The organism is Simplicispira sedimenti (genome assembly GCF_022760965.1).
Lineage (GTDB): Bacteria > Pseudomonadota > Gammaproteobacteria > Burkholderiales > Burkholderiaceae_C > Simplicispira > Simplicispira sedimenti.
Genome location: NZ_JAKVIJ010000015.1, coordinates 1 through 13,635, shown reverse-complemented (window position 1 = coordinate 13,635; position 13,635 = coordinate 1). Strand labels below are relative to the sequence as shown.

At 66.7% G+C, this 13,635-nt stretch carries 12 protein-coding genes and 1 pseudogene; 10 read left to right on the top strand and 3 right to left on the bottom strand.

Features of this window, described 5'->3' with window-relative positions; all coding sequences use genetic code 11:
- Position 1 precedes the first annotated feature (1 nt).
- On the bottom strand, positions 2 to 928 hold the full coding sequence (xerD, locus tag MJ602_RS14845; protein ID WP_243021589.1) for a site-specific tyrosine recombinase XerD: 927 nt from the start codon (positions 926 to 928) through the stop codon (positions 2 to 4).
- Positions 929 to 985: 57 nt separating this feature from the next.
- On the opposite strand from xerD, the gene MJ602_RS14840 reads away from it, so the two are divergent.
- From MJ602_RS14840 to MJ602_RS14820, 5 genes are all read left to right on the top strand, one after another.
- Complete coding sequence (locus MJ602_RS14840; RefSeq protein ID WP_243021588.1) at positions 986 to 1,945, top strand: TAXI family TRAP transporter solute-binding subunit; 960 nt, start codon at positions 986 to 988, stop codon at positions 1,943 to 1,945.
- A 104-nt stretch (positions 1,946 to 2,049) separates the two neighbouring features.
- The gene (locus MJ602_RS14835) at positions 2,050 to 4,095 is read left to right on the top strand and encodes a TRAP transporter permease (RefSeq protein ID WP_243021587.1); all 2,046 of its coding nucleotides are present in this window, start codon (positions 2,050 to 2,052) and stop codon (positions 4,093 to 4,095) included.
- Positions 4,096 to 4,103: 8 nt separating this feature from the next.
- Complete coding sequence (locus tag MJ602_RS14830; RefSeq protein WP_243021586.1) at positions 4,104 to 4,514, top strand: DUF1850 domain-containing protein; 411 nt, start codon at positions 4,104 to 4,106, stop codon at positions 4,512 to 4,514.
- An 18-nt stretch (positions 4,515 to 4,532) separates the two neighbouring features.
- Positions 4,533 to 5,438, top strand: a complete 906-nt coding sequence (locus tag MJ602_RS14825; RefSeq protein ID WP_243021585.1) for an AEC family transporter — start codon at positions 4,533 to 4,535, stop codon at positions 5,436 to 5,438.
- Positions 5,439 to 5,458: 20 nt separating this feature from the next.
- A complete protein-coding gene (locus tag MJ602_RS14820) occupies positions 5,459 to 6,106 on the top strand; it encodes a GDSL-type esterase/lipase family protein (protein ID WP_243021584.1) in 648 nt (215 codons plus the stop codon).
- A gap of 56 nt (positions 6,107 to 6,162) precedes the next feature.
- Here the strand turns inward: MJ602_RS14820 and queG are convergent, their stop codons facing one another.
- Complete coding sequence (gene queG / locus MJ602_RS14815; protein WP_243021631.1) at positions 6,163 to 7,230, bottom strand: tRNA epoxyqueuosine(34) reductase QueG; 1,068 nt, start codon at positions 7,228 to 7,230, stop codon at positions 6,163 to 6,165.
- 12 nt (positions 7,231 to 7,242) lie between these two features.
- On the opposite strand from queG, the gene tsaE reads away from it, so the two are divergent.
- The 3 genes from tsaE to MJ602_RS14800 are packed head-to-tail and all read left to right on the top strand — an operon-like array spanning position 7,243 to position 10,054.
- A complete protein-coding gene (gene tsaE / locus MJ602_RS14810; protein WP_162016547.1) occupies positions 7,243 to 7,758 on the top strand; it encodes a tRNA (adenosine(37)-N6)-threonylcarbamoyltransferase complex ATPase subunit type 1 TsaE in 516 nt (171 codons plus the stop codon).
- Positions 7,755 to 9,179: an N-acetylmuramoyl-L-alanine amidase gene (locus tag MJ602_RS14805; protein ID WP_243021583.1), complete on the top strand. Its 1,425-nt coding sequence runs from the start codon at positions 7,755 to 7,757 to the stop codon at positions 9,177 to 9,179. Before tsaE ends, MJ602_RS14805 begins: the two co-directional genes overlap by 4 nt.
- A 32-nt stretch (positions 9,180 to 9,211) precedes the next feature.
- Positions 9,212 to 10,054, top strand: coding sequence for an OmpA family protein (locus MJ602_RS14800; protein WP_243021582.1), 843 nt, complete (start codon positions 9,212 to 9,214; stop codon positions 10,052 to 10,054).
- Between the two features lie 39 nt (positions 10,055 to 10,093).
- Here MJ602_RS14800 and MJ602_RS14795 read toward each other — a convergent pair whose 3' ends face one another.
- Positions 10,094 to 10,747 carry a DedA family protein gene (locus MJ602_RS14795; RefSeq protein WP_243021581.1) on the bottom strand — a complete coding sequence of 218 codons (654 nt, stop codon included), beginning with the start codon at positions 10,745 to 10,747 and terminating at the stop codon, positions 10,094 to 10,096.
- A gap of 58 nt (positions 10,748 to 10,805) precedes the next feature.
- Between MJ602_RS14795 and mutL the strand changes: the two genes are divergently transcribed.
- The gene (mutL, locus tag MJ602_RS14790) at positions 10,806 to 12,734 is read left to right on the top strand and encodes a DNA mismatch repair endonuclease MutL (protein WP_243021580.1); all 1,929 of its coding nucleotides are present in this window, start codon (positions 10,806 to 10,808) and stop codon (positions 12,732 to 12,734) included.
- 165 nt (positions 12,735 to 12,899) lie between these two features.
- A pseudogene (locus MJ602_RS14785) lies at positions 12,900 to 13,589 on the top strand (IS630 family transposase); the annotation flags it as partial.
- Between the last annotated feature and the right edge of the window lie 46 nt (positions 13,590 to 13,635).

The following is a 13,635-nucleotide window of genomic DNA, read 5'->3' as shown; positions in this document are numbered from 1 at the left end:
CTCACCCGCGTGGGTGGTGCTGCGCGTGCAACTGGCGCAGGCGCTCACGCGCCACATGGGTATAGATGGTGGTGGTGGAAATATCCGCATGCCCCAACAGCAACTGCACCACGCGCAGATCAGCCCCATGGTTGAGCAAATGGGTGGCAAAGGCATGGCGCAGCGTATGGGGTGACAGCGGCGCGGTGATGCCCGCAATGCCTGCGTACTTTTTGACCAGCATCCAGAACATCACCCGGGTCATGCCTGCGCCACGGGCAGTCACAAACAGGTCTTCGGTCTGCTGCCCGGCCAGGATGGCCGACCTGGCTTCCTGCAGATAGCGCTCCAGCCACTGCCTGGCCACTTCGCCAAAGGGCACCAAACGCTCCTTGCTGCCTTTGCCGAGCACACGCAGCACACCCTCGCTCATGCCCAGATGCCAGGTCTTGAGCGCCACCAACTCTGACACCCGCAGACCACTGGCATACATCAGTTCCAGCATGGCACGGTCACGCAGCCCCAAGGGCGCGCCCACATCGGGCGCAGCCAGCAGGGCCTCCACCTGCGCCTGCGACAGCGTCTTGGGCACACGCAAGGGCTGGCGGGCTGCCTGCAGGCGCAGCGTAGGGTCTTGCGCCACAAGGCGCTCGCGCAGCGCCCAGCCAAAAAATCGCTTGAACACCGTGAGCCGCCGGTTGGCCGTGGTGGCCCGGGTCTGCGCATGGCGATAGGCAAAGTACGCCTGCAAATCGGCCTCCTGCACCTGTAGCAGATCCTTGCCGTGCGGTGCCAGCCAGTGCACGAGCGCGATCAGGTCGCGCCGGTAGGCATCCAGCGTATTGCGCGCCAGGCCCTCTTCGAGCCACAGCGCGTCGGCAAAGGCGTCGATCTGCGATCCGTCGGGAATGCCAGAGCAGGCAGAGTCAGCGTGGGGCGTGGGCGGCATACAAAAGCAAGTTGCGCTATTCTGCCTTTTTTCACTCAACAGACAGGAGACAAAACAATGCGCTGGATTCAGAAAATCAGCTTGTGTCTGGGACTGGGGGCAATCGCCATGGCCTCGGTGGCCCACGCCCAACAACAGCAGTTTGTCAACGTGCTCACGGGCGGCCAAAGCGGCGTGTACTACCCGCTCGGGGTAGCACTGTCGCAGGTGTATGCCAAGTCCATTCCCAATGCACGCGCCACTGCGCAGGTGACCAAGGCTTCGGCCGAGAACCTCAATCTGCTGCAGGCCGGGCGCGGTGAGCTGGCCTTCACCCTGGGCGATGCACTGTCCGATGCCTGGAAGGGCGACGCCGAGGCCGGTTTCCCCAAGAAGCTGGACAAGTTGCGGGGCCTTTCCGCCACCTACAACAACTACATCCAGATCGTGGCCAATGCCGACGCAGGCATCAAGACGCTGGCCGACCTCAAGGGCAAGCGCATTTCGGTGGGCGCGGCCAAGTCGGGCACAGAACTCAACGCGCGCGCCATTTTCAAGGCCGCCGGCATGAGCTACGCCGATCTGGCCAAGGTGGAATACCTGCCCTTTGGCGAATCGGTGGAACTGATCAAGAACCGCCAGCTTGACGCCACGCTGCAGTCGGCGGGCCTGGGCGTGGCCTCCATCCGTGACCTGGCCACAGCCGTCAAGATCGTGGTGGTTCCGGTACCTGCCGATGTGGTGACCAAGGTGGGTGATGCGGCCTACCAAGGCGCGGTGATTCCAGCCAATACCTACACGGGCCAGACGCAGGACGTACCCACGGCCGCCATTCCCAACTTTCTGGTGACGCACAGTGGTGTCTCCGACGAGCTGGCCTACCAGATGGCCAAGCAGATGTACGAGAACCTGGACACACTGCACGCCGCCCACAATGCCGCGAAGGCCATTGCACGCGACAACGCCATCAAGGGCATGCCCGTGCCGTTGCACCCAGGTGCGGAGCGCTATTACAAGGAAGTGGGGCTGATCAAGTAAGCAACCCCAGCGAGCCCCTCCCCCCGGCGCATCCCCGTGCCGGGGGGCTCCCATGGAAACGGCCCTGTCAGAGCCGTTCTTTGTCTTGACTTCAAGAGACGCCGATGACCGCTGCGCCCCCAACGCAACCCGACAGCCATGGCTCCCCACTGCGCGGTGCGCTGTTCGGGGTGGCCATCCTTTTTTCAAGCTATCAGCTCTGGATGGCAGCCTTCCATCCGCTGTCCAGCCAGGTGATCCGTGCCATCCATGTGGGCTTTGTGCTGCTCATGGTATTTGCACTGTCGCCCCCCTTCAAAAACGCATCGCCCACCCTGGCACGCTGGGGCCGGATCCTGGGCTGGGTGCTGGGGATCACAGGCTTTGTTTTCAGCCTGTACCACTGGGTGTACGAGGCCGACCTGACGCAGCGCGCAGGTGAGCTCATCCCCATGGACTGGGTCGTTGGCGTAACGCTGGTGCTCCTGGTCTTCGAGGCCGCGCGCCGCGCCATGGGCTGGGGGCTGCCGCTGATCTGCGCGACGTTCCTGCTGTATGCGTTGTTCGGCCAACACCTGCCGGGCATGCTGGCACACAGGGGCTTTGGCATCGACCAGATCGTGAGCACGTTGGCCTTTGGCACCGAAGGCATCTACGGCACGCCCACGTATGTGTCATCCAGCTACATCTTCCTGTTCATCCTGTTCGGTGCCTTTCTGGAACAGGCGGGCATGATCCGCCTGTTCAACGACTTTGCGCTGGGCACCGTGGGCCACACGCGCGGCGGCCCGGCCAAGGTGTCGGTGATTTCATCGGCGCTGATGGGCACCATCAACGGCTCGGGCGTGGCCAACGTGGTCACCACCGGCCAGTTCACCATTCCGCTGATGAAGCGCTTTGGTTACAGCCCCGCGTTTGCGGGCGGCGTGGAAGCCACAGCGAGCATGGGCGGGCAGATCATGCCGCCGGTGATGGGCGCCGTCGCATTCATCATGGCAGAAACGATCAATGTGCCCTATGTGGACATCGTCAAGGCCGCCGTCATCCCAGCCATTCTGTACTTCTTCACCGCCTTCTGGATGGTGCACCTGGAAGCTGGGCGCAAGGGCCTGATGGGCCTGCCCAAGGACGAATGCCCCAACCCCTGGACGGCCGTGCGCGAGCGCTGGTACCTGCTGCTGCCGCTTGCCGGGCTGGTGGCGCTGCTGTTCTCCGGCTACACGCCCATGTTCTCGGGCACGGTGGGGCTGGCGCTCACGGTGGTGTTGATCTTTGGCGCGGCCGTCATCAGCGGGGTCAAGGGTCTCGCGCTGCGTGGCTTGTTCTGGGTGCTGCTGGGCCTGGCCTGTGGGGGGTTCTTTCACTTTGGCGTGGGCACCTTCATGGTGGTCGTCGCGTTGCTGGTGGCACTGACCTACATCCGCCGCACCGGGCAGGATGCCCGCCAACTGGCCGTGACCGCCCTGGCTGAGGGCGCACGCCACGCGTTGCCCGTGGCCATTGCCTGTGCACTGGTGGGGGTGATCATCGGCGTCATCAACCTCACCGGCGTGGCGGCCGAACTGGGCGGGCGCATCATCGCGGTGGGCGAGAAAAGCCTGTTCCTGGCGCTGTTCCTGACCATGGTCACCTGCCTCGTGCTGGGCATGGGCATTCCCACCATTCCCAACTACATCATCACCAGCTCGCTCGCCGCGCCGGTGCTGCTGCAACTGGGCGTGCCGCTGATCGTCTCGCACATGTTCGTCTTCTACTTCGGCATCATGGCCGACCTGACCCCCCCCGTGGCCTTGGCGGCCTTTGCGGCGGCGCCCATCGCACGCGAATCGGGGCTGAAGATCGGGCTGCAGGCGGTGCGCATCGCCATTGCAGGCTTCATCGTTCCCTATATGGCCGTGTACAGCCCTGCACTCATGCTGCAGGGCGGCGACTGGCTGGCCACCGCCTGGGTGGTGTTCAAGGCGCTGGTGGCCATTGGCATGTGGGGTGCTGGTGCCATCGGCTTCCTGCTGGGGCCGCTGAACTGGCTGGAGCGCTGTGTGGCCATCGGGTCGGCCAGCTTCCTGGTGGTGGCCGTGCCGCTCACGGACGAAATCGGTCTGGCGGCGGTCACCCTGTTCCTGGTCTGGCATGTCTGGCGCACGCGCCAACGGGCCGCGCAGCCGGCCTGACGCAGCACATGCCAGCCCTGGGCCTGTGCCTTGCACTTGCGGCATCTGCGGCAGCGCCCGTGTTCGTGCCCGGCACGCAGTTCACCCTGGCCTGGACGCACTCCATCGAAAAAGTGCGCTGGGAGGAAGACTACACCGTGCTGCCCGCCCCCACGCCCGGCGCGGCACCCGTACTGCAGGCCGTGGCCGCGCGCGTGCAAGGCTCGGCCGCGGGCATGGAGCCGCCGCCCGGCGCACGCCTGCAAGGCGGCTGGTACCACTACCGCCCTGCGCTGACCACACACACCGAGCTGACCCTGACGCGCTCGGAGTTCACGGCCGACTACGAACTCTGCCCGCAAGGCGCCTGCCAGGCCCTGGGGCACTGGCTGACATCCGACGGCCACACCACGCGCCTGTGGGCCTGCGCGGCCCCCTGACCACTCTCTGCCCACACCTTGAACTACGCCCAACTGCTGCTGCCGGACTTCAGCATCATCCTTGCCGGTTACCTCATCTGCCGCTACACGGCGCTCAACCGCTCGGTGTGGCAGCCGGTGGAGAGCCTGGTGTACTTCCTGCTCTTCCCAGTGCTGCTGTTCCAGTCCATCGTCAAAAGCCCCATCCACCTGGGCGAGGCCTCGGGCCTGATGGCCGCCGGGCTGTTGTTAAGCCTGGGCGGCATTGCCCTGGCCTACGCCCTGCCCCGCCTGCCTGGCCTGCGCACGCACCTGGGAGCGCGCGAGCACGCAGCGGCTGCGCAGGTGGCCTTTCGCTTCAACTCCTTCATTGGCCTGGCGCTGGCCGAGCGTGTGGCGGGCAGCCAGGGGTTGCAGATGATTGCCGTGCTCATCGGCGTGTGCGTGCCGCTGCTCAACGTGGCTGCCGTGTGGCCCATGGCGCGCCAAGGCGAGCACCATTTTGTGCGCGAACTGCTGCGCAACCCCCTGATCCTGGCCACTGTGGCCGGCCTGGCCTGCAACCTGCTGGGGGTGCGGATTCCCGACTGGATGGAGCCCACCGTGCAGCGCGTGGGCGCGGCCTCGCTGGTGCTGGGCCTGATGGCCGCCGGGGCGGGTATGCAACTGGGCCAGTTGCAGCAGGCGCGCGTGCTGTCGGCTGCGGTGCTGGGCATTCGCCACCTGCTGCTGCCCTTGCTGGCCTGGACACTGGCGCGCGTGCTGGGGCTGGATACCACGCAGACTGCCGTACTGCTGGCCTTCTCGGCCCTGCCCACCGCGTCGAGTTGCTACGTGCTGGCCGCACGCATGGGCTACAACGGGCCGTATGTGGCGGGCCTGGTCACGCTGTCCACCCTGCTGGGACTGGCGAGCCTGCCGCTGGCGCTGGGGGTGCTGCGGTGAGCCATGCCGCACGGCCAGCAATGGTGTCGCCGGGCCGACGCCGGGTCTGCGGCGGCCTGGTGCTGCTTTCGTTCCTGCCGCTGGCGGGCTGCGGCCGCAAGGCACCGCGCGCACAGGCCGTGCCGCGCGATGCCACGGTGCTGGCGCTGGGCGACTCGCTGACCTCGGGCGTGGGCGCATCTGCCGACACGGCCTACCCGGCCGTGCTGCAGCGCCTGACCGGCTGGAAGGTGGTGAATGCTGGCGTACCGGGCGACACCTCCACACAGGCACTGGCGCGATTGCCCGGTCTGCTGCAACAGCACCAGCCGGCGCTGGTCATCGTCAGCATCGGCGGCAACGATTTTCTGCGCCGCCAGGGCGCCAGCACCACCCGCGCACAGGTGCGCCAGATCTGCGAGCTGGTCCGCGCCAGTGGGGCCCAGGTGCTGCTGGTGGCCGTGCCCGAGCTGTCCTTGCTGGCCGCCGCAGGCCGACTGAGCGACCACGCACTGTATGCAGACATCGCCGACGAACTGAAGATTCCGCTGCACCGCAAAGGCTGGTCTGCCGTGCTGGCCGATGCCCGCCTGCGGTCCGACCAGATCCATGCCAATGCGGCAGGCTACGCAGAATTTGCGCAGGGTCTGGTGAATACGCTGCGGGACAGCGGCTTTCTCGTCCACTGATTTGCTATATTTTTGATAGCTTGCAGCGCTTATAGATAAAGCGCTTTAAGCCATTTTCATTCAAATTTTCTTTGTTCCAATGCCCAGGCCACATGCTCGCGCACCAGGGCGCTGTCATGCGCTGCGCGTGTCTGCAGGGCTGCACGCAGCAGCGGGGCCTGCGTGGCGTCAGCACCGCGCAGTGCGTTGCCCAGCGCCACGGCAATATTGCGCAGCCAGCGCTCATGGCCGATGCGGCGGATGGGCCCGCCTTCGGTCTGGCGCAGAAAGGTGGCCTCGTCCCACGCGAACAGGTGCACCAGTTGCTGGCCCGTGAGCCCCGCGCGCGCGTCGAAGTCGGGCAACTGGCTGGGCCGGGCGTATTTGTTCCACGGACAGACGAGCTGGCAGTCGTCGCAGCCGTAGATGCGGTTGGCCAGCAAGGGCCGCAGCTCCAGCGGGATGGGGCCTGAATGCTCGATGGTGAGGTAGGAGATGCAGCGCCGCGCATCGAGCCGGTAGGGCGCAATGATGGCCTGCGTGGGGCACACGTCCATGCAGGCCTGGCAACTGCCGCAGTGCGCCGTGACGGGCTCACTGGGCGCCAGCTCCATGTCCACGTAGATCTCGCCCAGGAAGAACATCGAGCCCCCCTCGCGGTTGAGCACCAGCGTGTGCTTGCCGCGCCAACCCTGGCCGCTGCGCCGGGCCAGCTCGGCCTCCAGCACCGGGGCCGAGTCGGTGAACACGCGGTGCCCCAGCGGCCCCACGGCCTGCGCGATACGGTCGCAGAGCTTTTGCAGCCGCGCGCGCAGCACCTTGTGGTAGTCCCGCCCGCGTGCATAGACCGAGACGATGGCTTCATCCGGGCGCCGCAGGCGCCCGAACTCGATGGCCTGCCAGCCCGGCGGCACATCGATGGGGGTGCCCCGCGGCAGGTAGTCCATGCGCGCCGTGATCACGCTCACCGTGCCCGGCACCAGCTCGGCCGGTCGCGCGCGCTTGAGGCCGTGCGCTTCCATGTAATGCATCTCGCCATGGAACCCCTGGGCCAGCCATTGCATCAACCCCTCCTCCGCGGACGAGAGATCCACGCCGGCCACGCCGATTTGGGAGAATCCCAGCTCGCGCGCCCACTGCTGAATTTGAGGAACCCATTGACTGCTGCCGACCACCATCGCCCGATTGTAGAAAGCCCCCCCGCGCTGGCGACGCAACAAGCCACCTGGCACAGTGAGGACGATACGGCTGCGTTCGCGGGCCAGTTGGCCGCGCAGCCGCTGCTGGCCAACGCCTTCCTCACCCTGCACGGCGACCTGGGCGCGGGCAAGACCACGCTGGTACGCCACCTGCTGCGCGCGCTGGGCGTGCAGGGCCGCATCAAGAGCCCGACCTACGCCGTGGTCGAGCCGCACGAAGCGCCCGGCCTGAATATTTGGCACTTCGACTTCTACCGCTTCAACGACCCGCGCGAGTGGGAAGACGCCGGTTTTCGCGACGTGTTTGCCAGCCCCGGCCTCAAGCTGGCAGAATGGCCAGAAAAGGCCGCAGCGCTCATCCCTGCTGCGGATGTTGCTATCTTCATTGAAGCACTGGACGAAGAGGCGCGGCGCGTGACCCTGCACGCGCACACGCCCCTGGGCCAGCAACTGCTGCAAGGATTGCACCCATGACGCCTGCGCTGCACCACCGCCATGCCACGCAAACCGCCGCTGCCCCCACGCGGCGTGCGCTGCTGCGGGCGGGCACCCTGGTGCTGTTGCTGGGCACGCAGCACATTGCACGCGGCGCCACCATCGTGGCCGTGCGTGTGTGGCCTGCGCCAGAGTACTCGCGCGTCACGCTCGAATCGGACCAGCCGCTGCGCGTGCGCAAGCACTTTGTGAGCGACCCGCCGCGCCTGGCGGTGGACATCGAAGGCATTGACCTGAGCCCCGAACTGCGCGAACTGGTGGCCAAGGTGCGGCCCGACGACCCCAACATCGCGGGCATCCGCGTGGGCCAGAACACCCCCAACGTGGTGCGCCTGGTGGTGGATCTGAAGCAGGCCGCGCAGCCGCAGGTGTTTTCGCTTGACCCCGTGGCCGCCTATGGCCACCGGCTGGTCTTCGATCTCTACCCTGAAAAAGCCATCGATCCGCTCGAAGCGCTGATTGCCGAGCGCCTGCGCGACATGGGCGCAGACACCCCACCACCCAAAGCCTCGTCCCCCACCGGGCACGCCCTGGCCCTACCCTCCGCCACCGAGCTGCCCGACCCGCTGGGGGAGCTGATCGCCCGCACCGAAACCGAGCGCAAGCCCCAGGCCCCCGCCATCGCCAGCGCACCGGCGGCACCGCCCCCCATCACCCCCCGGCCCACACCCCATACCGATCGCCTCATCATCATTGCCCTGGACCCCGGCCACGGCGGTGAAGACCCCGGCGCCGTGGGCCCCAGCGGCACGCGCGAGAAGGACGTGGTGCTGAAGGTGGCCCACATGCTGCGCGAGCGCATCAACGCCACCACCGTGGGCGGCAACCCCATGCGGGCCTACCTCACACGCGACGGCGACTATTTCGTGCCCCTGGCCACCCGCGTGCAGAAGGCCCGGCGCGTGCAGGCCGACCTGTTCGTGAGCATCCACGCCGATGCCTTCACCAACCCCGACGCACGCGGTGCCAGCGTGTTTGCACTGAGCCAGGGCGCGGCCTCCAGTTCAGCGGCCCGCTGGCTGGCCAACAAGGAAAACCAGGCCGACCTGGTGGGTGGCCTCAACGTGCGCGCCAAGGACCGCGAGGTGCAACGCGCCCTGCTGGACATGAGCACCACGGCACAAATCAAGGACAGCCTGCAACTGGGCGGCGCGCTGCTGGGCGAAATCGGCAACGTCGGCAAGCTGCACAAGCCGCGCGTGGAACAGGCCGGCTTTGCCGTGCTCAAGGCGCCCGACATTCCCAGCGTTCTGGTGGAAACCGCCTTCATCAGCAACCCGCAGGAAGAAGCCAAGCTGCGCACCAGCGCCTACCAGGAGCAACTGGCCGACGCGCTGATGCGCGGCATCGTGCGCTACTTTGCCAAGAACCCACCGCTGGCACGCAGCCGCACGGTGTAAATTCATCCTCCCGCCCCACAGGAAAACCTCCCATGAAAGCCTTTCTGCGCCTGCTGCTGCCCCTGCTGACCCTTGCCCTGCTGTGCACCGCCGCCCGCGCCGAGCCCGACGCCAAGGGCAGCAAGGACCCCTCGGTCTTCACCCGCATGCAGGGGTTTCACATCAACCGCTACGACGAGCTGGCCTTTGGCAAGCATGACTTCCCCATCGCCCAAGGCAAGACCGAAACGGTGGAAGGCCGCTACTTCAAGGTCATCTACTACGCCAACAGCGGCATCACCCAGCCCAGCGGCCTGCAAATTACACGCAACTACGTCAACGCCGCCAAGGCCCTGGGCGGCAAGGCGGTGTACGAGTTCGAAGACGGCGGCACGCAGTACGCCGTGGTGCACATTCCGCACAAGGACGCCGATATCTGGGCCGAAGTGTCCGGCGCCAACAACGGCATGTACCACGTGAACCTGATCGAGAAGCAGCGCATGGCCCAGGAAGTGCGCACCACCGCGCTGGTGCTGGGCAACGACATCAAGACCACCGGCCACGCCACGGTGTACGGCATTTACTTCGACACCGGCAAGGCCATCGTCAAGCCCGAATCCGACGCCGCCCTGGTGGAAATCGCCAAGATGCTCAAGGCCGACCCCACGCTCAAGCTCAACGTGGTGGGCCACACCGACAACGTGGGCGGCATGGACAGCAACATGAAGCTCTCCATGGCGCGCGGCGAAGCCGTGGTGCAGGCCCTGGTGGCACGCTACGGCATTGCGGCCGACCGGCTCAAGGGCTATGGCGTATCGTCGCTGGCCCCCGTGGCCAGCAATGACTCCGACGCAGGCCGCGCCAAGAACCGGCGGGTGGAACTGGTCAAGCAGTGAGCCACGGCGCGGGTGCTGCGCGCTGGCGCCACAGCGGCTTCAACCCGCTGCCACCTTGCCCTGCCGCCCCGCGCGCCAGGCGCCAAAAATGGCGATCAGGCCTGGCACGATGATCAGCGCCCAGATGATCTTGTCCAGGTGTTCGCGCACCCACGGCAGGTTGCCGAAGAAGTAACCGGCCGTGCAGATGCCCAGCACCCACAGCAGCGCGCCCCCCACGTTGTAGGCCGTGAATTTGCTGCGCCCCATGGCAGCCACACCCGCCACAAAGGGCGCAAAGGTGCGGATGAACGGCATGAAACGCGCCAGCACGATGGTGATGCCGCCGTAGCGCTCGTAAAAGTCATGCGCCTGGTCGAAGGCGCGGCGGTTGAACCAGCGCGAGCTCTCCCAGCCAAAAACCTTGGGCCCGAAGTAGCGGCCGATCGAGTAGTTGCACTGGTCCCCCAGAACGGCGGCCACCAACAGCACGGTGACGGCCAGCCCGTAGTCCATAAGCCCCGCGCCGCACAGCGCCCCCACGATGAACAGCAGCGAATCCCCCGGCAGGAAGGGCATGACGACCACACCCGTTTCCACGAACACGATGATGAACAGCAGCGCATACACCCACACGCCATAGGCGGCCACGAAGGCTTCGAGGTGTTTGTCCACATGCAGGATGAAGTCGATCAGGAAGGCAATGATTTCCATGGGGCTCTCAGAGGATTGGGGCGCATTATCCCCAGCCACGGCCCCTAGAATCCGGCGGGTGACCCAAACCCCTGCAAACCCTCCGGCGCGTCGCCCCATCCGCGACCTGCCCGACGAACTCATCAGCCAGATCGCTGCCGGCGAAGTGGTGGAGCGCCCCGCCTCGGTGGTGCGCGAACTGGTGGACAACGCGCTCGATTCCGGCGCCAGCCAGATCACCGTGCGCCTGCTCGCAGGCGGCGTGCGCCTGATCGCCGTGGAAGACGACGGCTGCGGCATCCCCCAGGCCGAGCTGCCGGTCGCCCTGCGCCGCCACGCCACCAGCAAGATCACCAACCTGCACGACCTGGAGACCGTGGCCACCATGGGCTTTCGGGGCGAGGCGCTGGCAGCCATTGCATCGGTGTCCGAAACCGCCCTGCTCTCGCGCCCTGCCGACCAGCCCCACGCCTATCTGCTGGACGCGCGCAGCGGCGAACTGCGTCCTGTGGCGCGCAGCAGCGGCACCACCGTGGAGGTGAAGGAGCTGTTCTTCAGCACCCCGGCGCGGCGCAAGTTCCTCAAGACCGACGCCACCGAGCTGGCCCACTGCGTGGAGGCCGTGCGCCGCCACGCCCTGGCGCGGCCCGATGTGGGCTTCGCCATCTGGCACGAGGGCAAGCTGGTGGAGCAGTGGCGCGCCACCTTCCTGCCCGGCCAGGGGGATGTGCAGGACGCCCTGGCCCGCCGCCTGGCCGACGTGCTGGGCGAGGACTTCGTGGCCCAGTCACTGCCCGTGCAGCACACCGAAGGCGCCATCACCGTGACCGGCCGCGCGGGCCTGCCCGACGCCGCACGCTCGCGCGCGGACCAGCAGTACTGCTACGTCAACGGCCGCTTCGTGCGCGACAAGGTGGTCACGCACGCCGCGCGCAGCGCCTACGAGGACGTGCTGCATGGCCAGCGCCAGCCGGTGTACGCGCTCTACATCGAGATCGACCCGGCGCGCGTGGACGTGAACGTGCACCCCACCAAGATCGAGGTGCGCTTCCGCGACAGCCGCGAGGTGCACCAGGCCGTGCGCCACGCGGTGGAAAACGCCCTGGCCGTGCCGCGCGCCACGGCGCTGGCGGCGGCCGAGCCTCCAGCCCAGCCTTCCACGGCCCCATTTTTAGAGCAAAAAGTGCCTGCAACGCCCATGTTGCAAGCGCAGGCAGCTATGAAATTTGATGAGCGCCCAGGCCACCGCGTGTCCGACCTGGGCGCGCTGTGGGGCATGCCCGGCCCCGCCAGCGCCAGCCCGGCCCTGGAACCGGCACACTGGATGCCGGCGGCAGCGGCCCTGGCCACGCCCGAGCCAGCCGAAGCGTCGGCCGTGGTCTCTGAAACCCCCTTGCCCAGCGCCCCCGCCGCCGAGCAACCCTGGCCCCTGGGCCGCGCGCTGGCGCAATTGCACGGCGTGTACATCCTTGCCGAGAACGCCCACGGCATGGTGCTGGTGGACATGCACGCTGCGCACGAGCGCATCGTCTATGAACGGCTCAAGGCCCAGGCCGACACCGGCCAGCACATCGCCAGCCAGCCGCTGCTGATCCCCGCCACCTTCGCCGCCACACCCGAAGAGGTAGCCACGGCCGAGGCCCATGCCGACACCCTGCTGCACCTGGGCCTGGAGGTCTCGCCCTTCTCCCCGCGCACCCTGGCCGTGCGTGCCGTGCCCACCCAGCTCGCCCACGGCAACGCCGTGGAGCTGGCGCGCAGCGTGCTGGCCGACCTGGCCGCGCACGACGCCAGCACCGTGGTGCAGCGCGCCAAGAACGAAATCCTCGCCACCATGGCCTGCCACGGCGCCGTGCGCGCCCACCGCAAGCTCACGTTGGACGAAATGAACGCCCTGCTGCGCCAGATGGAGGTGACCGAGCGCAGCGACCAGTGCAACCACGGCCGGCCCACCTGGCGCCAGCTCACGATGAAAGAGCTGGACGGGTTGTTTTTGCGTGGGCGCTAACTGTCATGACCCTGGCGGTTCACCCTGAATGATGGAAGACACTGGGAGGCGTGCGGGCCAGCACGGGTAGAGGTCGGTCAATTCTTTGATGGCACTCGACCGCGATCGCTATTGATCCGGCCCTTGCGTACTTGAATTTGTCTGCACCACCCCCAACTTGGATTCATGCAAGCAACTGACATGAGATCGCTGAGCCGAGAGGCGCGGCATGAACGCCGAGTACAGGTCATCCGACTGCGCAAAGTCGGCAACACATACGACGAGATCGCTGCGCTCACTGGCCTGAGCCGCACGGGCGTGTTCAACATCTGCAAGCGCCATGAAGCACTCGGCAACAAGGCCTTGCACGACACCATCGGCGGCCGCAAGGTGGGTGAGAAACGGCTGCTTGACGCCAGCCAAGAAGCCCTGGTGCGCAAGCTCATCGCCGACAAGACGCCTGATCAGCTCAAGATGCCCTATGCGCTGTGGACGCGCGCCGCAGTGGCCGAGCTGATCGAACAGCGCTTCGGGCTGCGGCTGCAGGTGCGCACCATGGGCAAATACCTGGCGCGCTGGGGTTTCACGCCGCAAAAGCCCATGAAGAAGGCCTACGAGCAGTCACCCGCAGCGCTCAAGAAGTGGCTCGACGAGGACTACGCGGCCATCGCCGCGCGCGCGAAGGCTGAAGGGGCCGAGATTCACTGGGGCGACGAAAGCGGGCTGCGCAGCGACGACGTGCGCGGCAGAGGCTTCGCGCCCAAGGGTCAGACGCCGGTGGTGCGGGTCAACAACAAGCGCCATGGCCTGTCGGTGACCTCCACCGTGACCAACAAGGGGCAGATGAGGTTGCCCCTGGAAAGTGGAGTTCTTAACCCTTGTTGAAAATACCGACAAGGAGTTCAGAGATGAGTGACAAGCA